The organism is Pseudomonas nicosulfuronedens (assembly GCF_005877905.1).
GTDB classification, from domain to species: Bacteria; Pseudomonadota; Gammaproteobacteria; order Pseudomonadales; family Pseudomonadaceae; genus Pseudomonas; species Pseudomonas nicosulfuronedens.
In genome coordinates, this window is record NZ_SWDV01000031.1 from 79291 (window position 1) to 98555 (window position 19265).

Sequence of the window (19265 nt, forward strand, 5' to 3'; positions counted from 1 at the left end):
GGTGGCCAGCTTCGATCCGTTGTGACCCCGGGGTGCCCAGGATGGTGGGATTATCCCGCATCCGCACAGGAAGTGCAGCGAAGGTTTTCCGCAGACCCGGAAGGCGCTGACGAATTCGCCGCGACCGGGGGTGTCCGGCCGCGGCGTGGGGCGTCAGATCAGTTGTCGTAACCCAGGTTCGGCGACAGCCAGCGCTCGCTGGTGGTGATTTCCTGATCCTTGCGCGCGCTGTAGCGTTCGATCTGGTCCTTGTCGACCTTACCCACGGCAAAGTACTGCGCCTGCGGATGGGCGAAGTACCAGCCGCTGACAGCGGCAGCGGGGAACATGGCGTAGTGTTCGGTCAGGGTGACGCCGGACAGGCCCTTGGGATCGAGCAGCTTGAACAGCGTGCCTTTCTCGGTGTGGTCCGGGCATGCCGGGTAGCCGGGGGCCGGGCGGATGCCGACGTACTGCTCCTTGATCAGCGCCTCGTTGTCCAGGTGCTCCTCGGGCTGGTAGCCCCAGTAGTCCTTGCGTACACGCTCGTGCAGCCACTCGGCGCAGGCTTCGGCGAGGCGGTCGGCGAGGGCCTTGACCATGATCGCGTTGTAGTCGTCGCCCTTGGCCTCGTAGGCCTTGGCCACTTCCTCGGCGCCGATGCCGGCGGTGGTGATGAAGCCGCCGACGTAGTCCTTCACGCCACTGTCTTTGGGCGCGACGAAGTCGGCCAGGCTGAAGTTCGGCTTGCCGTCGGGCTTGATGGTCTGCTGGCGCAGGTGGTGCAGGGTGGCCAGCTTGTGGCCGTCGTCGCCGTAGACTTCCAGGTCGTCGTGGTGCACCTGGTTGGCCGGCCAGAAGCCGAAGACAGCCTTGGCGCGAATGAGCTTCTCGTCGATCAGCTTCTTCAGCATCGCCTGGGCGTCGTTGAACAGGCTGGTCGCCGCTTCGCCCACGACTTCGTCGGTGAGGATTCGCGGATACTTGCCGGCCAGGTCCCAGGAGATGAAGAAGGGCGTCCAGTCGATGTACTCGGCCAGCACGTTGAGGTCGATGTCATCCAGCACCTTGACGCCGGTGAAGCTCGGCACCGGCGGCTGGTAACCTGCCCAGTCGAACTTCGGCTTGGCGGCGATGGCCTGCTCGTAGCTCAGGCGTTCGGTGCGCGCGCTGCGGTTGGCGGTGCGCTCGCGAACTTCCGCGTACTCTTCGCGCAGCTTGCGGGTGTACTCGGGCTTCATTTCCTTGGACAGCAGGGTGGTCGCCACGCCCACCGCGCGGGAGGCGTCGGTGACGTAGACCACGGCGTCGTTGCTGTACTGCGGGTCGATCTTCACCGCGGTGTGCGCCTTGGAAGTGGTGGCGCCACCGATTAGCAGCGGCAGGCTGAAGTTCTGCCGCTGCATTTCCTTGGCGACGTGGACCATCTCGTCCAGCGACGGCGTGATCAGGCCGGACAGGCCGATGATGTCGCACTTCTGTTCGCGGGCAGTCTGCAGGATCTTCTCGGCCGGGACCATCACGCCCAGGTCGACGATGTCGTACCCGTTGCAGCCCAGCACCACGCCGACGATGTTCTTGCCGATGTCGTGGACGTCGCCCTTCACCGTGGCCATGAGGATCTTGCCCTTGGCCTCGGGCTTGTCGCCTTTCTCCGCCTCGATGAAGGGGATCAGGTGGGCCACCGCCTGTTTCATCACGCGGGCGGACTTCACCACCTGCGGAAGGAACATCTTGCCGGCGCCGAACAGGTCGCCGACCACGTTCATGCCGTTCATCAGCGGGCCTTCGATGACCTCGATGGGGCGCGCGCATTTCTGCCGGCACTCCTCGGTGTCCTCGACGATATAGGTGGTGATGCCTTTGACCAGTGCGTGTTCCAGGCGTTTCTCGACGCTATGGCTGCGCCACTCCTCGTTCTCGACTTCCTTGACTGCGCCGCCGCCCTTGTAGTTGTCGGCGATGGCCAGCAGCGCCTCGGTGGCGTCCGGGCTGCGGTTGAGCACCACGTCCTCGACCTTGTCGCGCAGTTCCTGCGGGATCTCGTCGTAGATTTCCAGCTGGCCGGCATTGACGATGCCCATGGTCAGGCCGTTCTGGATGGCGTAGTAGAGGAATACCGAGTGGATCGCCTCGCGCACCGGGTTGTTGCCGCGGAACGAGAAGGACACGTTGGACACCCCGCCCGAGGTCAGGGCGTAGGGGAGGTTGTCGCGGATGTACGCGCAAGCCTCGATGAAGTCCACCGCGTAGTTGTTGTGTTCCTCGATGCCGGTGGCGACCGCGAAGATGTTCGGGTCGAAGATGATGTCTTCCGGCGGGAAGCCCACTTCGTTGACCAGGATGTCGTAGGAGCGCTGGCAGATTTCTTCCTTGCGCGCCTGGGTGTCGGCCTGGCCGGCTTCGTCGAAGGCCATCACCACCACGGCGGCGCCGTAGCGCTTGCACAGACGGGCGTGGTGCTTGAACTGCTCGACACCTTCCTTCATGGAGATGGAGTTGACGATGCCCTTGCCCTGGATGCACTTCAGGCCTGCTTCGATCACTTCCCACTTGGAGGAGTCGATCATGATCGGCACGCGGGAGATGTCCGGCTCGGAGGCGATCAGGTTGAGGAATCGAACCATGGCGGCCTTCGAGTCCAGCATGCCCTCGTCCATGTTGATGTCGATCACCTGGGCGCCGGCTTCCACCTGCTGCTGCGCCACTTCCAGCGCTTCGGCGTAGTTCTCCTCGCGGATCAGCCGGGCGAACTTGGCCGAGCCGGTGATGTTGGTGCGCTCGCCGACGTTCACGAACAGCGAGTTGCGGTCGATGGTGAAGGGCTCAAGGCCGGACAGGCGGCAGGCGCGGGGGATTTCCGGAATGGCCCGCGGCGCGTACTTGGCCACGGCCTTGGCGATGGCTTCGATGTGGCCCGGTGTGGTGCCGCAGCAGCCGCCGATGATGTTGAGGAAGCCCGAGGCGGCGAACTCCTCCACGACCACGGCCATTTCCGCCGGGGTCTCGTCGTATTCGCCGAAGGCGTTGGGCAGACCGGCGTTGGGGTGCGCGGAGACGTGGGTCCCGGCCTTGGTCGCCAGTTCTTCCAGGTAGGGGCGCAGCTCTTTTGCGCCCAGGGCGCAGTTCAGGCCGACGGAGATCGGGTTGGCGTGGCGCACCGAGTTCCAGAAGGCTTCGGTGGTCTGGCCCGACAGGGTGCGGCCGGAGGCATCGGTGATGGTGCCGGAGATCATGATCGGCAGCTCGACGCCCAGCTCTTCATACACGCCCTGCACGGCGAAGATCGCCGCCTTGGCGTTGAGGGTGTCGAAGATGGTCTCGATCAGGATCAGGTCCGCGCCGCCTTCGATCAGGCCGCGGGTGGATTCGCTGTAGTTCTCCACCAGCTCGTCGAAGGTGACGTTGCGGAAGCCGGGGTCGTTGACGTCCGGGGAAATCGAGCAGGTGCGGCTGGTCGGGCCGAGGACGCCGGCGACGAAGCGCGGTCGGTCCGGGGTTTCGGCGGTCTTGGCGTCGGCGACTTCACGGGCCAGGCGCGCACCTTCCACGTTCATCTCGTAGGCCAGTTCCTGCATGTCGTAGTCGGCCTGGGACACGCGGGTGGCGTTGAAGGTGTTGGTCTCGAGGATGTCCGCGCCAGCGTCCAGATAGGCCTTCTCGATGGCCTGGATGACGTCCGGGCGGCTGAGCAGCAGCAGGTCGTTGTTGCCCTTCACGTCGCTCGGCCAGTCGGCGAAGCGCGCGCCACGGTAATCCTCTTCCTGCAGCTTGTAGCTCTGGATCATGGTGCCCATGCCGCCGTCGAGGATCAGGATGCGCTCCTTGAGGGCTTGCTGGAGGGCTTGCAGGCGTGCGGCACGGTCGATCATTGGAATACCTGGAAAAGGGCGTGACGAAAGGTCGCTGATGATAGCAAAGCTGCACGGCTTTCCGGTGGCCCGCGGTTTTCCATGAATTTCATTCATGTTGATGCGGGGTGTGGCTTGACGTGGTGTCAACCGCGCCCTGAGCGGACCTGACAAGTCCGGAACTGCCTGACGGCGGGCTTGCTGGAAGAATTCACGGTACCGGGCGGCAAGGATGAGGAAGTTTCGCGTCGCTGACCGCCTACCTAAGGATTCCGGACGCAAGGAGACACCCATGTCGCAGAACGCCAACACCCTGATGCTGTTCTTCAAGGAGCAGGGCCCGCACGAGCTGTGCGTGCTTTCGCTGGTCAACCTGATGCGAGGCGACCAGGAAAAATCCCGCGGCTACCAGCAGCGCCTCGGCGTGGACCTTGGCGGCATCTGGGAGGAGGTCTGGTTCAACCAGCAGTTCAGCGCGCAGCCCGAGTACATTCGCCTGGACTTCGACACTTCGGTACGCGCCAACCTGCCGCTGGCGTTGCTGGAAAGCCTGTTCGAGCAGGGGCTGCGTGCCGCCGTGATCGAGGTCTTCCATAGCCAAGTCGGCGAGACCCAGCGCCACCACTTCCTCGATGGCAAGTTGGTGAATCGCTCGGACCTTTACCATCGCGAACCCTTCATCGAGCCCATCGTCAGCGTGCAGCTGGATGCACGTCATGAGGATGGCGAGGAAGACACGAGCGTCTGCGTGACGCGCCCGGTACCCTTGCGCCAGCTGATCGAAGAGGAGCGCGAGCACGAGGAGAACGCCAAGGTGCTGGTGGAGGGGATCGCCGAGATCGCCAAGGTGGCGCGCCAGACCGGTGTCGGCCCCGGCGGAGTGATCAAGACCGGACTGGTGCTCTGGCAGATGGCCAAGGGCTTGCTGCACGCGGTGATCCTCACCGTGCTGGCGCTGGTGTTCTTCAAGGGCTTCTGGATGTGGCTGGGGCTGGGTGTACTGCTCGCCGTCATCCTGCCGCTGCTCTATGGCTGGGTCGAGTACAGCGACCTGACTGGAAAGCGCGAGGAACCCGAGGCAGCTGACGGCGCAGACTGACGCACCGTGTCTGGCACGCTGCTCTCCCGCCGCGAAATGCGAAATCCGTCGCAGCCAAAAGCGAAACGCTGTCGCACCCGTCTAGGCGCGGAACCCCGCCGTGCGTATGCTGGCGCGCGGCGAGAAGGTAGTGGCTATCTGCCTGCTCGTCCTCGGCGGGGCGCCGTGGGCGCCCACTCGATCATGAAGCCGGCAGCATCGCAAGTCCGGCGGGGATGGAGCGTGCGGCGCAGCTGGCCGCCCCACGCAAGCTATGGACTGGCAACCTTGGACACGGATGCTTTCTCGCAACTGCTGACGCTCTACATGCGGCGTATTCGCGCCAGCGCTTCGGGCGTGGCAACGGAAATCGGCCTGAGCCGCGAGGCGGTGAACAACTGGCGCAACGGCCTGTCACTGCCCAATCCCAAATCCCGCGACAAGCTCATTGCCTGCGCCCGCTACCTGCGTCTGACCGAGCTGGAAACCAACCGCCTGTTCAGTGCGGCGGGCTTCGAACCGGAATTCCCGCTACAGGCCGAGACGACCGGTGGCGTGCCCTTCGCGCCCTGCATCGACGCGCTGTTCGAGCAACTGCGCCGGCTCACGCCGTACCCCATTGTCCTGCTGCTTTCCCAGGCGCACTGGGGCCAGCCGCCGTTCCGCCAGGAGTTGCTGGCCCGCGCCCGTGCGCTCTACGGCGAGCCGTCGGTGCTGCACATCCAGCCGCCCTACAGCGCCAGCACCGCCAGCAGCGACTACTTCGCCGCCATCGGCCGCCAGTGCGGCTTCGCCGATATCACTTCGGACTATGACTTCGAAGCAGCCCTGGAGCGCCGCCTGTTGGCCGGCGAGCGACTGTTCTGCCTGGTCAGCCGTTTCGAACAGGGCACTCCGCAATTACGCGAAATGCTTGCGGGCATCCTGCGCAGCTTGAGCGAGATGCACTGTGGCCGACTGCATCTGCTGCTGTGTGGTGGGGAAGCCCTGGCCGACCTGAAGTACCGCAGCGGCGACTTGTCGCTGCTGAACATCGCCCAGGTCAGCCACTGGTCCGAGCTGACCCTGGCCGACCTGACGCTGCTCGCCCAGCGCCGCTGGCCCGAGCGGCGTTTCGACCAGGCCATGCTGGGTGAGCTGCTGGAAAGCTGCGGCGGCCACCCGGCGCTGGCGGAGGAGGGGTTGGAGTGGCTGGTGCAATTCGCCGCGCTGACCCCGGACTCGCGCCAGGCGCTGCACGACCTGTTGTCGCGCAGTGCCCGGCTCTGGCAGGCCTTCCTGCCACTGGCGGACACCGACAGTTCGCGCGAGCGACTGCGCTTGCGCCTGGACGCACTGGATCTGGGCCGCGCCAGCCCGTACCTGGCCGATGGCGAGTTGCGCCGACTGTTCTGGAACAACCTCATCACCATCCGTGGCCAGGGTGACTCGGCGCGTCTGGTGTGGCGCTGCGAGATCATCCGCCAGACCGGCCGCCAGGTGCTGGACGCATGCGTCGAGGGCTGAGCCGGCAAGGTGGCGCGGTGAGCTACAAGCGCCTGCTGATCATTGCCAGCATCACTTTCCTGCTGGTCAGCGCCGTTCTGGCGCCGCGGCTCAATCCGTTCACCCGCGACGCGGCGCTGGGCAATGTGGCTTTCGAACAGTTCTTCGGCGAAATGACGGCCTGGCGCACGGCGATGATGGAGGCGCAGCAGATCGAGGGTCAGTGGCCCAAGGACATCCTCGCCTACGCGCCGCCCATCGAGCACCCCGTGCTGAAAGTCGTTTCGCCACAGCCACAGCGCCTGCTGATGACCGTTGAGGATCGTAGCGAACTGGGCGACCTGGCTGGCAGGCAAGTCATCGTCGACATGCCGCCGCGCAGCAGCGAGTGGAGTTGCCGGCCAGGGACCCCGCCGGTTCCCTCGCGCTACCTGATGAACTTCTGCCTGGACTCCGGGACAGAGGCATCCAGCGACAGCCCGCTGGTGGAAAACCTGCGTTGGTTGGTGATCATCTGCGCGCTGCTGTTTGTCATCGCTGCGCTGCTCCTGCTGTTCCGTCATCCCTTGCTCGGGCCGGTGCAGTTGCGCCCGCAGCGTCTGCTGGACATGCCACCGGCGGACCTGCCCAGGGTTGACCGCCTGCTCGGTCTGCTTGGGCGGCGCAGGGCAACCCTGCGTGCCGCTGGCATCGATGCACAGCGTTGGCAGCAAGCGCTGGCCTACGTGGGCGCCGAGGCGGAGCAGCGCGTCCAGGCACTGGCGCTGGCGTTGGGTGCCAGTTGCCAGGTGAGCTGGGGCTGGTCGCTGCCGGGACGGGTGTTCGAGTGGAAGCTGCCTGACGACGTGCCGGTTTCGCTGGACCGCTGCCTGGTCTACGTGCCGGCCCCGGAAGACAGCGAAACCCGCATCCTCCAGCACCTGCGCGTTTCCCACACCGGCCTCGACGTGATGCTGGTACTGCTGGGCGAGCGGCAGGGGCAATTGCTGAAGTACTGCGCGGATACTGCCAACCTCTGCGTTGCCGTCGATGCCCACGAACAGACCCAATGGTTGCTCGCCGGCAATCCGGGCGACCTGTTGTTGCGTCTGCTCGCTGCACAACTGCGGCTGACCCGCATCTCGCCCTACCAGACGCGGGGCGGCGTGGTGCGCGCCAGCTCGTTTTTCGGCCGCGACCAGTTGCTGGCGCGGGTCCTCAACCGCGAGCCGGCCAACTACCTGGTGGTCGGTGGCCGACAGCTGGGCAAGAGCAGCCTGCTCAAGGCCGTTCAGCGGCGCCTGGAGGACCATCCGCAGATGGTCTGTCACTACGTGTCGCTACGCGACCACCGCCTCACGCCACGGCTGGCGCTGCAGTTCGGCTTGCCAGCGGACAGTCCGCTGGAAGCGGTCATCGAGCACATTCAAACGCAGCAGGCTGGCAAACGCCTGTTCCTGCTGATCGACGAAGCCGATCTGTTCTTCCGTGACGAGGCAGCCAAGGGGTATCCGCAGCTCTCGACCCTTCGGGCGCTGAGCGAGGAGGGCCGTTGCTGGTTCATGCTCGCCGGATTCTGGGACCTCTATGCCACCGCCGTGCTGGATTATCAGTCGCCGCTGCGCAACTTCGGCGAGGTGCTGACCATCGGTGCGCTGGAGCGCCAGGCTTGCCGCGAGCTGGCCAGCGTGCCCCTGGCCCGCCTGCGGCTGGGTTTCGCCAGCGACACCTTGCTGGAGGATCTGGTGGACGCCAGCGGCCAGCGCGCCAACCTGGTCGCCATTCTCTGCCAGGAGTGCCTGGAAGCTTTGCCGCCGGGAGCACGGGTGATCGAGCGGCTGCAACTCAGGGGCGCGCTGGCCTCCCAGGCTGTCCAGGATGCGCTGGCGGGCTGGGGTCGCCTGAGCCAGGACGAGACGGCCTGTCGCCTGGATCGGATCATCGTCTACCACTGCGCACAGCACGCCGGCACCAGCCTGTCACGGCTGATCGAACTGTTCGGCGAGCGTATCGACGCCGTGGCGCTCAAGGCTTCCCTGGCGCGGTTGCAACTGGCCTTCGTACTCAAGCGCAGCGGCGATGGCTACGAGTTCGCTGTGCCGCTGTTCGTCGGACAATTCGAGGTCGCTGAGCTGCCAGTGCTGCTGCGCCACGAGCTGTCCACTCTGGAGCGCGACGCACGCTAGCCAAAAGGCGCGGAGCCGCGGAGGCTGCGAGTTGGTAGACTTGCCGGCGTTACTGGTCAAGGAACGCCCCCATGCTCCCCCGGATTCTCGTACTGCTGGCCCTGCTCATGGCCAGCGTGGGCCTGCGTGCCGAATCGATGTCCTACACCCGCGATATCCAGCCGATCTTCACCGAGAAGTGCGTGGCCTGCCACGCTTGCTACGACTCGCCGTGCCAGCTCAACCTGACCGCCGCCGAAGGTGCGCAGCGTGGGGCGAACAAGCTGCCGGTGTATGACGGTGCGCGTACGAAGGCGCAGGACCCGACGCGGCTGTTCCTCGATGCCCATGGTGCGGATGCGTGGCGGCGCAAGGATTTCTGGTCGGTGCTCGATGGCCGCGGCAGCCAGGCGGCGCTGATGGCGCGGATGATCGACCTGGGTCATGAGCATCCGCTGGTGCCCAACGCGAAGATTCCCGATGGGCTGGACCTGTCGATCAACCGCACCAACCAGTGCCCGACACCGGACAGTATCGATGACTTCGTGGCGAAGAATCCGCGCAGCGGCATGCCGTTCGCCGTCACCGGCCTGACCGACAAGCAGCTGTCCACCATCAAGACCTGGCTGGCCCAGGGTGCGCCGGTGGACGAGAAGGCCTGGCAGCCTGGCAGTGGTGAGGCACAACAGATCAGTGAGTGGGAGAGCTTCCTCAACCAGCCCGGCGCTCGCCAGAGCCTGGTATCGCGGTGGATCTACGAGCACCTGTTCCTTGCCCACCTGTACTTCACCGAGCGCGGTGAGCCGGGGCACTTCTTCCAGCTGGTGCGTTCGCGCACACCCAGCGGCCAGCCCATCGACCCCATCGCCACGCGCCGGCCCAACGACGATCCGGGCAACACCTTCTACTACCGCCTGTGGCCCATCCAGGGTGTGATCGTGCACAAGACGCACATCACTTATCCGCTCAACGAAGCCCGCCTCAAGCGTAACCAGGAGCTGTTCTACGGCTCCGCCTGGGACACCGACAAGGTGCCGGGTTACGGCCTGCAGCACCGCGCCAATCCGTTCGTGACCTTCGAGGCGATCCCGGCGCGGGCGCGCTACCAGTTCATGCTGGACAACGCCGAGTACTTCGTCCGCACCTTCATTCGCGGGCCGGTGTGCCGCGGGCAGATTGCCACCGACGTGATCCGCGACAATTTCTGGGCAGTGTTCCAGGACCCGGACCACGATCTCTACGTCACCGATCCGAAGTTCCAGCGCCAGGCCTCGCCGCTGCTGGCGCTGCCGGGGCAGATCGATGACGTCGGCGCCATGCTGTCGCAGTGGCGTTCCTACCGCGACAAGCGCAATAAATATGAGGAGCTGCGCCAGGACGTCTACGACGAGGCGCCAGCGCCGACCTGGGCCGACATCTGGGCCGGCAACGACAACGCCGTGCTGAGCATCTTCCGCCAGTACGACAGCGCCTCGGTGCGCAAGGGGTTGATCGGCGGCGTGCCGCAGACTATCTGGTGGATGGACTATCCACTGCTGGAGCGCACCTACTATGGGCTGGTGGTGAACTTCGACGTGTTCGGCAACGTCGCCCACCAGGCGCAGACGCGGCTGTATTTCGACCTGATCCGCAACGGCGCCGAGCAGAACTTCCTGCGCCTGATGCCGGTTGGCGAGCGCCAGAAACTGCTCGACGACTGGTACCAGAGCAGCGGCAAGCTGAAGATGTGGGCGGACTACTACAACTCCGACAGCGACGCGCCCACCGGCCTGTTCCTGCCGGAAAAAGGCGCCAAGCTGGCCTTCGCCAAGCAATTGCTGAAGCACTACGTGGCGCTCAATGCGCGCCCCGATCCGATCAACCTGTGCGAAAACGGCGCCTGCTACCGCAACACCGTGGCAGCGCCGCTGCAGGATGCCGAACAGGCCTTCAGCCGCCTGGTCAGCCGCCCGGCCGCCGGGTTGCCGGTCATCGACCAGTTCCCCGAGGCGACCATGCTGCGCGTGGAACTGCCGGACGGCCAGCGCGAGATCTACACCGTGCTGCGCAACCGCGCGCACAGCAACGTTGCCTTCATGACGGGCGAGTCGCTGCGCTACCAGCCGGGGCTGGATACGCTGACCATCTACCCCGGCGTGCTGTCGAGCTACCCGAACTTCATGTTCAACCTCAAGGCCGCCGAGGTGGGCGACTTCGTCGCTGCGCTGGAGCAGGTGAAGGGCGCTGCAGACTTCGAGAAGGTCGCCGACCGCTGGGGAGTGCGTCGCAGTAATCCGCAATTCTGGTTCTACTTCCACGACCTGGATGCCTACCTGCGCGAAACCGAGCCGGTGGAGGCGGGCGTGCTGGACATGAACCGCTACGAGAACCTCTGATCCTGTACGACCGAGAGGGACGCCCGGTCCTTGCTCGCGAACCAAACCCTGGCGTGGGGCTGTTCGCGAGCAAGCTCGCTCCTACGAAAAGCTGATCTGCCCAGCTGCGAATTATTCCTACTAAAACGGTAGGGCTTTATCCCTTCCCCCCGAATGGCGTAAACTGGCGCCACGTTTGCGAGGAGTTGCCATGAGCGCTATCACCATTACCGAAGCCGCACAGGATTACCTGGCCGAGCTGCTGTCCAAGCAGGACACCCCCGGCATCGGCATTCGCATCTTCATCACCCAGCCGGGCACCACGTACGCCGAAACCTGCATTGCCTACTGCAAGCCGGGCGAGCAGAAGCCGGAAGACACCCCGGTCGGCCTGAAGGATTTCACCGCCTACATCGACGCGATCAGCGAGCCCTTCCTGGAAGACGCCGTGGTCGATTACGCCACCGACCGCATGGGTGGCCAGCTGACCATCAAGGCGCCCAACGCCAAGGTGCCGATGGTCAACGAAGACAGCCCGCTCACCGAGCGCATCAACTACTACCTGCAGACCGAGATCAACCCCGGTCTGGCCAGCCACGGCGGCCAGGTGAGCCTGGTGGACGTGGTCGAGGACAACATCGCCGTACTGCGTTTCGGCGGCGGTTGCCAGGGCTGCGGCGCGGTCGAGATGACGCTCAAGGACGGCGTCGAGAAGACCCTGATCGAGCGCATCCCCGAGCTGAAGGGCGTGCGTGACGTCACTGACCACAGCAACCGCGAGAACGCCTACTACTAAGGTCGGAGCGTGAGCTGCAGAAAAGGCGACCTTCGGGTCGCCTTTTTCGTTGGTGGATAACCGCTCAGATGCATGCGTAGGGCGCATAACCCGGAACGGGTTATCCGCCGCAATGGCGGATAACGCCTGAGGCGTTATTCGCCCTACGCAATGCTGTTCTTCGTAGGACCGAGGGGGACGCCCAGTCCTTGCTCGCGAACCAACCCCGCACAACACCGTCAGGCCTGCGCCATTTCTCGCCGCCCCGACCACATCACCACCAGCGCCACCAGCAGCACCGGCCACACCAGCAGGTTTACCGCGCCCCAGCCGACGCTGGTGATCAGCGCGCCGGAGCTGAACGACATCAGCGCCGCCAGGCTGCCATTGCCCAGTTCCATCAGCCCCTGCGCGTGGCCTCGCTCCTGTGGCGCATGGCCGAAGGCGAGCAGCGTGGTGCCGGCTACCAGCATCAGGTTCCAGCCCATGCCCAGCAGCAATGAGCTGACCAGGAACTGCGCCACCGACTGCCCGCTCAGGGCCACTGCCGCGCTCATCGCCAGCAGCGCCATGCCGATCCAGGCCACCCGGCGACCGCCGAGGCGATCCACCAGCGGGCCTGCGACGAAAGCCGGCAGGAACATCCCCAGCACATGCCACTGGATCACGCTCACCGAGCGTTCCAGCGGCAGCCCGCAGAAGCTCATGGCCAGCGGCGTGGCGTTCATGATCAGGATCATCAGTCCATGGCCGGCAGCGGTGCAGGCCATGGCGGCGCGGACCGGCGGGCGCGACAGCAGCTCGCGCATCGCCTTCCAGCCGCCAGTGGAGGGCGCGGGCGCTGCGCCTTCCGGCAGGCGGCTGAGTACCGCGATGGCAACCAGGGCCAACCCGGCAATTGCCAGGTAGGAGCCCACGAAGGGCGCGGGCAGTGCGTTGCGCGACCACAGCGCCAGACTCGGCGCGAGCAGGGCGGCCAGCACGCCACCGCCGATCACGTAGGCCGTGGCGCGGCCCTTGTGCGACTCATCCACTGCCTCCAGCGCGGCGAAGCGGTAGTACATCGCCGATGCCTGGTAAGCCCCGATGGGCAGCGCGCCGAGGCAGAACAGCAGGAAGTCCGCCAGCCACACGCCCAGCGCGCAGAGGAGCCCGCCGAGTACGCCGCCGGCCGCGCCCAGCAACAACCCGCGTCGGCGGCCATGGCGCTGCATGAACAGCGACAGCGGCTGTACCGCCAGCAGGTTGCCCAGCACCAGAATCGCCAGCGGCAAGGTCGCCAGGCTGTTGAGCGGCGTGAGTTGCGCGCCCACCAGCGAGGTGAGGGTGATACCGATCAGCGAGCAGGACCAGTACAACGCCTGGCTGGTGAACAGCAGACGGATGGCCGGAATGCGCAGCAGCATGATGCTTCCTCAGCCCTGGCAGCCGGCGGGCTTCAGCACCCGCTGGGTCGAGGCTGGATTGGCGGCGAGCTTTTCCAGCGGGCGGCGCGGGCGCGGCACCAGCTCGCCGCCGCAGTTGGGGCAATGGCCGTGCAGTACCTGTTCGGCGCAGTCGCTGCAGAATGTGCATTCGAAGCTGCAGATACGGGCGTCGGCGCAGTCGCCGGGCAGGTCGCGGTCGCAGCATTCGCAGCCGGGGCGGAGTTCGAGCATGGCAGTCCTCCTGTGGGGGTTGTCGTTGTCAGTGCAACTGGCCAAAGCGCTCGGCGTATTCCTGCGGGCTGATCGCCAGGTGCTTGTGGAAGGTGCGGCGCAGGTTCTCCGGATGGCCGAAGCCGCACAGCCGCGACACCGTGCTGATCGACGCCTGGGCGTCCTGCAGCAGCGCGCGCGCCGCTTCCAGGCGTACCCGTTCGACGTAGCGGCCAGGCCCCATGCCCAGTTCGCTGATGAACACCCGCGAGAGTGTGCGCGGGCTCATGCAGGCCTGCTCGGCCAGGGCTTCCAGCGACAGGTCATGGCCCAGGTGGGCGGGAATCCACTCCAGCAGCGCGGCCAGGCGCGGCGTGCGGGTCGGCTCCGGGGTCAGCCAGTGACTGAACTGCGCCTGCCCGCCGGGGCGCTTGAGGAACATCACCAGCCGCCGCGCCACCGCCAGTGCCAGCGCGCGGCCGAGGTCGGCTTCCACCAATGCCAGGGCGAGGTCGATGCCGGCGGTGACGCCCGCCGAGGTGAATACGTGATCGTCGCCGTCGCGGCGCTGCGGATCGTAGGTGTGCAGGCGATTGCCCTGGACGAGCACTTCGGGAAAGCCTGCGCACAGCTCGTCGACATCCGCCCAGTGGGTGGTGGCCGGACGGCCGTTGAGGACGCCGGCAGCTGCGAGGATCAGTGCACCGGAGCATACCGAGCCGAGCCGGCGCACCCGGGGTTCGGCGGCGGCCAGCCAGTGCAGCAGGTCGGTGTTTTCGCACTGCGCCGGAACGCCTAGCCCGCCGGGGACCAGCAGGGTATCCAGGGTGGTGGGATCGACTTCCCGCCACCCTTGATCGGCGCAGATGCGGATGCCCGCCGAGGTCGCCACCGGCCCGGCCTGTTCGCCCAGCACCAGCAGTTCATAGAGCGGTGCCAGGCCCTGGCGCTGGCGCTCGACATTGGCGGAGGCGAACACCTGCAGCGGCCCGGTGATGTCCAGGCTCATGACCTCGGGGTAGAGCAGGCAGGCGATGCGGCGCGGCGATTCCATGGCAACACTCGTTCAGTGGATGGAACGAGTGTGGCGATGACCGGCGCTGGCGGCAACGTCAGTCATCCCACGAATCTTGCCAAGTTATGCCGCGGGGGTCTTTGCAGAACCCAGCCGATAGGCGCTGGCATACAGCACCGGCAGCACCACCAGCGTCAGCAGCGTGGCGAAGCCCAGGCCGAACATGATCACCACCGACATGCTCTGGAAGAAGGCGTCCAGCAGCAATGGCGCCAGGCCGAGGATGGTGGTCAATGCGGTCAGGCAGATCGGCCGCAGACGCGCGCAGGCAGCATTGACCAGCGCCTCGCGCGGTGGCTGGCCGCTTTCGGCGAGGTTGTCGACTTCCTCCAGCAGCACGATGCCGTTGCGCACCAGCATCCCGGACAGGCTCAGCAGCCCCAGCAGGGCCATGAAGCCGAACGGGATGCCGGTGAGCAGGAAGCCGACGGTTACTCCGATCATCGCCAGCGGCACGGTGAGCCAGATCAGCAACGCCTTGCGCGGTGAGGAGAACATCAGCACGGTGATGATGAACATCGCCAGGAAGGCCATCGGCAGGCTGCCGAGCACGCCGTTGCGGGCGTCGCCGGAGCTTTCCACGTCGCCGCCCCAGGCCAGCTCGTAGCCCGGTGGCAGTTGCAGCGCTTCGATCTGCGGGCGCACGCGGGCCAGCAGTTGCGAGGAGGTTTCGCCGCTGTGCGGGGCGACGTCGGCCATCACCGTCAGGGTGCGCTTGCGGTCCTGACGCAGGATCAGCGGGTCTTCCCAGACGCTGTCGAAGCCGCCGACCACTTGCTCGATGGGCAGGTAGCGCTGGCTCACCGGACTCCACAGCATCAGGTCGTTGATCTGCCCGGCAGTCAGCTCGCTCTCCCGTACGACGATGGGCAATTGCTGGGTGCCGTCGCGGTAGAGACCCACCGAGAGGCCGCTGAAACTCATGCGCAGCAGGCTGTCCAGGTCGCCCTTGTCGATGCCCAGTTCACGGCCGCGGGCTTCGTTGAACTGTGGGCGCACCAGCAGCGCGCGGGCCTGCCAGTCGTGGCTGACGCCGGTGGCGACAGGGTCGGCGGCGAGGATGTCACCGACCTGGGCTCCGAGGCGGCGCAGCTCCTGCGGATCGGAGCCGGTCAGGCGCACTTCGATGGCACTGCCGTTGGACGGGCCGAACATCAGGCGCTTGAGGCCGGTCTGCACCTGCGGGTAGTGCTCGTCGAGGTAATGCTGCAGGTCGGCGATCAGCCCGGGAATCTGCGCGCGGTTCTCGGTGCGCACCAGCACCTGGGCGTAGTTGGCGTGCTGGCGTTCGGCGCCGTAGGTGAGGATGAAACGGGGCGCGCCCTGGCCGATGCTGGTCACGGTGCGCTCGACGCCGGGCAGGGCGGTGATGTGCTGGTCGATCTCGGCGGCCAGGTCGCGGGTGTGCTCGATGGCCGTGCCCTGGGGCAGCCACAGGTCAACGAAGAACATCGGCGTGTTGGCCGGCGGGAAGAAGTTCTGCCGCACCTGGGAGAAGCCCAGCAGGGACGCAGCCAGCGCCAGGGCCAGTACGCCCAGGGTCAGCGTGCGCTGGCGCAGGCAGGCTTGCAGCAGGGCACGGTAGGCGCGATACAGCCAGCCCTGGTGCGGCTCGGCGCTGTCGCCTTGCACCGGCATGCGGGCGAAGGCCCAGCGGGCGAACAGCGGCGCCAGGGTCATGGCGGTGACCCAGCTGAGCAGCAGCGACACCAGCAGCACGTCGAACAGCGAGCGGCAGTACTCGCCGGTGGAGTCCGAGGACAGCCCGATGGGCGCGAAGGCCAGCACCGCAATCACCGTTGCTCCCAGCAGGGGCAGGGCGGTGAGGCGGACGATGTGACGGATCGCGGCGTCGATGCCCTGGCCGCGCAGGCGGCCCACCAGCACGCCCTCGACCACCACGATGGCGTTGTCCACCAGCATGCACAGGGAAATGATCAGCGCGCCGAGGCTGATGCGTTGCAACTCGATGCCCAGCAGGTACATCAGCAGCAGGCTGCCCAGCACGTTGATCGCCAGTACCCCGGCGATCACCACGCCGCTGCGCAGGCCCATGAAGATCAACAGGGTGCCGACGACGATGCCCAGCGCGAGGACGAAGCTGAGCAGGAAACCGTTCACCGCGCCGTGAACTTCCACCGCCTGGTCGTAGAACGGCGTGAGTTGCATGCCGGCGGGGCGCTCGCTTTCCAGCTGGTCGAGGCGCAGGTGCACGGCGTCACCGACCTTCACCACGTTCACCTGCGGGGCGAAGGCGATGCCCAGCGCCAGGGCGGGGTTGCCGTCGGCGCGCCAGAGGTGGCTGGGGGTATCGGTGAAACCGCGCTTGACCGTGGCGATGTCGCCCAGGCGGATCAACTGGGCGCTGCCCGGCGCACTGACCAGCAGTTGTTCCAGTTCCGAGACGTCAGTGAATTCGCCGGTGGGGTGCAGGCGGATACTCTCGCTGCCGACGCGCAGGCTACCGGCGTCGGACACCACGTTCTGACGGGTCAGCAGGTTCACCAGGCGAGTCAGCGGCACGCCCATGGCGGTCATCTTTTCCCGCGAGACGTCCACTTGGACCTGTTCTGCCTGCAGGCCTGAGACCACTACCTTGCTCACGCCCGGTACCAGCACCAGCTCACGGCGCAGGTAGTCGGCGTAGTCGCGCAGCTCCTGGTAGCTGTAGCCCTTGCCGGACAACGACAGGAGGATGCCGTAGACGTCACCGAAATCGTCGTTCACCTGCGGCGGCGAGACGCCCGGCGGCAGGTGCGGGGCGAGGTCGTTGACCTTGCGCCGCAATTCGTCCCATATCTGCGGCAGCTCGCCTGCGCGGTACTGCGGCTTCACGTTGACGGTGATCTGTGACAGCCCGGCGCTGGAGATCGAAGTGAGCTTGTCGACATAGGCCAGTTGCTGGATGGCGTTCTCCAGCGGGTAGGTGACTTCTTCTTCCACCTGCTGCGGCGAGGCGCCGGCGTAGCGGGTGGCGACCACAGCGGTTTTCACTGTGAAGGCAGGGTCTTCCAGGCGGCCGATCTCGAGGATGGCGTAGAGGCCGCCGAGGGATAGCAGGAGGATGACGATCCAGCTGCTGACCTTGTTTTTCAGAAAGTAGCCGGTGATATCCATCACAGCCCCCGTTCGCGTTGCCACGGGCGCACGCGCTGGCCTTCACGCAGCTCGGCGGTGCCGGCGGCGACGATGCGCTCGCCTGGCTCCAGCCCGGAGAGAATCTGGATGCCTTCCGTGCCGGGCTGGCCGAGCTTCACTTCGCGGCGCTCGACGTGCAGCGCGTCACCGTCACCTTTCACTACCCATACCTGGCTCAGTCCCGGCGCGCTGTTATCGGCGCTGAACACCGCTTCCACCGGCACCCGCAGTACCGCCTGGGCATCGCGGCCGAGCTGGGCGAAGTCCACCTCGACGGTGGCGCTCATGCCCGGCAGCAGGGTCACGTCCCTGGGGCGCTCGAGGGTGAGGGTGACGGTGTAGCTCAGGGTCGCCGGGTCGGGGCGGGTGCTGTGCTCCTTGTAATGCGCGGGGAAATCGCGTCCCGGCACGCGGGCCAGGCGCACGATGGGCTGGTAGTCGCTGCGCAGGCTGGCGCCGTCGACGCGCTCGAGCAGGCTCTCCGGCAGCTGGAACTGCACGTCGTAGGTATCGGCCGATTGCAGGATCGCCACCGGCTGCTTGGGCTGCAGCATCTGGTGGTTCTGTACCGGCACCTGGGCGATGACCCCGGCGAAGGGCGCTTCCAGGCGCGCATAGCCCAGCTCCTGGCGGGCCAGTTTCAGCGCGGCTTCGGCGGAATCCAGCTGGGCCTTGCGCTGGTCCAGTTCGGCGCGGGCCACCAGTTGCCGCTCGTTGAGCGTGGCGACGCGCTGGTACTGGGCGCGGGCCAGGTTATAGCTGGCCTCGCGGTCGCGCAGGCGCAGGCGCAAGTCGGCGTCGTCCAGCTCGGCAATCGATTGGCCGCGCTCGACGCGCTGGCCCTGTTTCACCGAGAGCGTCTTGAGATGGCCGGCGATACGGAAGGAGAGGTCGACTTCATCCGAGGCCACCAGTTGGCCGGGGAACTGACGCACACCTTCGGCAGTGGCGGCGGGCACGCTGTAGAGCTTCACCGGGCGCACGGTGTCGACCGGCGCCGAGGGAGTCGGGCCACAGCCGACCAGCAGGCCGGCGAGCAGAAGGCAGGCGGGCGTTTTCACGCGGGAATCCTCTGAAATTGAGCGGTGCAACAAGGCTGCGCGCCGCTCGGAGAAGTCCGCCTGACATGAGTCAAGACGCGCCAGACGGCTCAGGGAAAGTTCAGCAGCTGTACAGGGTTCGTTCAGAAACAGCCGTCAGACCTTCAACACGCCACGAAAACCCCGCGCGGCGTAATAGGACTGCACACCATTGTGGTAGGTGAAGACCCGCTCGTAGCGGCGGTCGCCGAACAGCGCGCCGTCGAGCTTGCGCATCGAACCCGGGGTGCGCAGCCAGCTGGAGGTCTTCTGATCGAAGCTGCCCAGCTCCTGTAACTGCCGGTACTGCGCCTCGTCCAGCAGCTCGATGCCGATCTGCGCGGCCAGCTCGGTGGCGCAGCCAGCAGGCTTGTCCTTCTTGCGCGCGTCCAGGGCGTCGCGGTCGTAGCAGAGGCTGCGGCGGCCAGCCGGGGTCTCGGCGGAGCAGTCGAAGAACAGGAGGGCGCCGCTGGCGCTCTCGCGGCCGACCACGTCGGGTTCGCCGCCGGTTTCTTCCATCTGCTCCAGGGCCTTGAGCTTGGCCGGGGCGGCCTCCAGGCGCGCCTGGACTTCCACCCAGTCGATGCCCTTGTGGCGTTGCGGATGCTGGTCGAAGCGGGCCTGCAAGGTGGCCAGCAGGGTATCGCGCTGCTTTGCGTTCATTCGCCAT

General features: G+C 66.2%; 12 protein-coding genes. 5 read left to right on the forward strand and 7 right to left on the reverse strand.

Features of this window, described 5'->3' with window-relative positions:
* Window positions 1-158: 158 nt before the first annotated feature.
* Window positions 159-3851 (reverse strand): methionine synthase, encoded by a 3693-nt coding sequence (metH, locus tag FAS41_RS22020; protein WP_138525544.1) that lies wholly within the window; start codon window positions 3849-3851, stop codon window positions 159-161.
* Window positions 3852-4122: 271 nt separating this feature from the next.
* Here metH and FAS41_RS22025 point away from each other — a divergent pair, with 271 nt between their 5' ends.
* The 5 genes from FAS41_RS22025 (at window position 4123) to nfuA (ending at window position 11687) form a co-directional block, all read left to right on the forward strand.
* Entirely contained in the window at window positions 4123-4929 is an 807-nt protein-coding gene (locus FAS41_RS22025; protein ID WP_138525545.1) for a hypothetical protein, read from the forward strand.
* A gap of 267 nt (window positions 4930-5196) precedes the next feature.
* Window positions 5197-6414 carry a hypothetical protein gene (locus tag FAS41_RS22030; RefSeq protein ID WP_138525546.1) on the forward strand — a complete coding sequence of 406 codons (1218 nt, stop codon included), beginning with the start codon at window positions 5197-5199 and terminating at the stop codon, window positions 6412-6414.
* Window positions 6399-8558 carry an ATP-binding protein gene (locus tag FAS41_RS22035; RefSeq protein ID WP_138525547.1) on the forward strand — a complete coding sequence of 720 codons (2160 nt, stop codon included), beginning with the start codon at window positions 6399-6401 and terminating at the stop codon, window positions 8556-8558. Before FAS41_RS22030 ends, FAS41_RS22035 begins: the two co-directional genes overlap by 16 nt.
* A 71-nt stretch (window positions 8559-8629) precedes the next feature.
* On the forward strand, window positions 8630-10912 hold the full coding sequence (locus FAS41_RS22040) for a fatty acid cis/trans isomerase (protein ID WP_138525548.1): 2283 nt from the start codon (window positions 8630-8632) through the stop codon (window positions 10910-10912).
* 190 nt (window positions 10913-11102) lie between these two features.
* Window positions 11103-11687, forward strand: a complete 585-nt coding sequence (gene nfuA, locus FAS41_RS22045; RefSeq protein WP_138525549.1) for a Fe-S biogenesis protein NfuA — start codon at window positions 11103-11105, stop codon at window positions 11685-11687.
* A 218-nt stretch (window positions 11688-11905) separates the two neighbouring features.
* Here the strand turns inward: nfuA and FAS41_RS22050 are convergent, their stop codons facing one another.
* The 6 genes from FAS41_RS22050 to FAS41_RS22075 form a co-directional block, all read right to left on the reverse strand.
* On the reverse strand, window positions 11906-13072 hold the full coding sequence (locus FAS41_RS22050; protein WP_138525550.1) for an MFS transporter: 1167 nt from the start codon (window positions 13070-13072) through the stop codon (window positions 11906-11908).
* Window positions 13073-13081: 9 nt separating this feature from the next.
* A complete protein-coding gene (locus FAS41_RS22055) occupies window positions 13082-13324 on the reverse strand; it encodes a DUF1272 domain-containing protein (RefSeq protein WP_138525551.1) in 243 nt (80 codons plus the stop codon).
* 28 nt (window positions 13325-13352) lie between these two features.
* Window positions 13353-14357, reverse strand: a complete 1005-nt coding sequence (locus FAS41_RS22060) for a GlxA family transcriptional regulator (RefSeq protein WP_138525552.1) — start codon at window positions 14355-14357, stop codon at window positions 13353-13355.
* Window positions 14358-14441: 84 nt separating this feature from the next.
* Entirely contained in the window at window positions 14442-17495 is a 3054-nt protein-coding gene (locus FAS41_RS22065; RefSeq protein WP_138525553.1) for an efflux RND transporter permease subunit, read from the reverse strand.
* Entirely contained in the window at window positions 17495-18577 is a 1083-nt protein-coding gene (locus FAS41_RS22070) for an efflux RND transporter periplasmic adaptor subunit (protein ID WP_171049532.1), read from the reverse strand. Before FAS41_RS22070 ends, FAS41_RS22065 begins: the two co-directional genes overlap by 1 nt.
* A gap of 135 nt (window positions 18578-18712) precedes the next feature.
* The gene (locus FAS41_RS22075; protein ID WP_138525555.1) at window positions 18713-19258 is read right to left on the reverse strand and encodes a DUF4256 domain-containing protein; all 546 of its coding nucleotides are present in this window, start codon (window positions 19256-19258) and stop codon (window positions 18713-18715) included.
* Window positions 19259-19265: the final 7 nt, after the last annotated feature.

What these genes read in the sequence shown, in the direction of transcription:
- metH (WP_138525544.1), bottom strand. Translation starts at nt 3,851, where the DNA reads ATGATCGACCGTGCCGCACGCCTGCAAGCCCTCCAGCAAGCCCTCAAG.
- FAS41_RS22025 (WP_138525545.1), top strand. Translation starts at nt 4,123, where the DNA reads ATGTCGCAGAACGCCAACACCCTGATGCTGTTCTTCAAGGAGCAGGGC.
- FAS41_RS22035 (WP_138525547.1), top strand. Translation starts at nt 6,399, where the DNA reads ATGCGTCGAGGGCTGAGCCGGCAAGGTGGCGCGGTGAGCTACAAGCGC.
- FAS41_RS22040 (WP_138525548.1), top strand. Translation starts at nt 8,630, where the DNA reads ATGCTCCCCCGGATTCTCGTACTGCTGGCCCTGCTCATGGCCAGCGTG.
- nfuA (WP_138525549.1), top strand. Translation starts at nt 11,103, where the DNA reads ATGAGCGCTATCACCATTACCGAAGCCGCACAGGATTACCTGGCCGAG.
- FAS41_RS22050 (WP_138525550.1), bottom strand. Translation starts at nt 13,072, where the DNA reads ATGCTGCTGCGCATTCCGGCCATCCGTCTGCTGTTCACCAGCCAGGCG.
- FAS41_RS22055 (WP_138525551.1), bottom strand. Translation starts at nt 13,324, where the DNA reads ATGCTCGAACTCCGCCCCGGCTGCGAATGCTGCGACCGCGACCTGCCC.
- FAS41_RS22060 (WP_138525552.1), bottom strand. Translation starts at nt 14,357, where the DNA reads ATGGAATCGCCGCGCCGCATCGCCTGCCTGCTCTACCCCGAGGTCATG.
- FAS41_RS22065 (WP_138525553.1), bottom strand. Translation starts at nt 17,495, where the DNA reads ATGGATATCACCGGCTACTTTCTGAAAAACAAGGTCAGCAGCTGGATC.
- FAS41_RS22075 (WP_138525555.1), bottom strand. Translation starts at nt 19,258, where the DNA reads ATGAACGCAAAGCAGCGCGATACCCTGCTGGCCACCTTGCAGGCCCGC.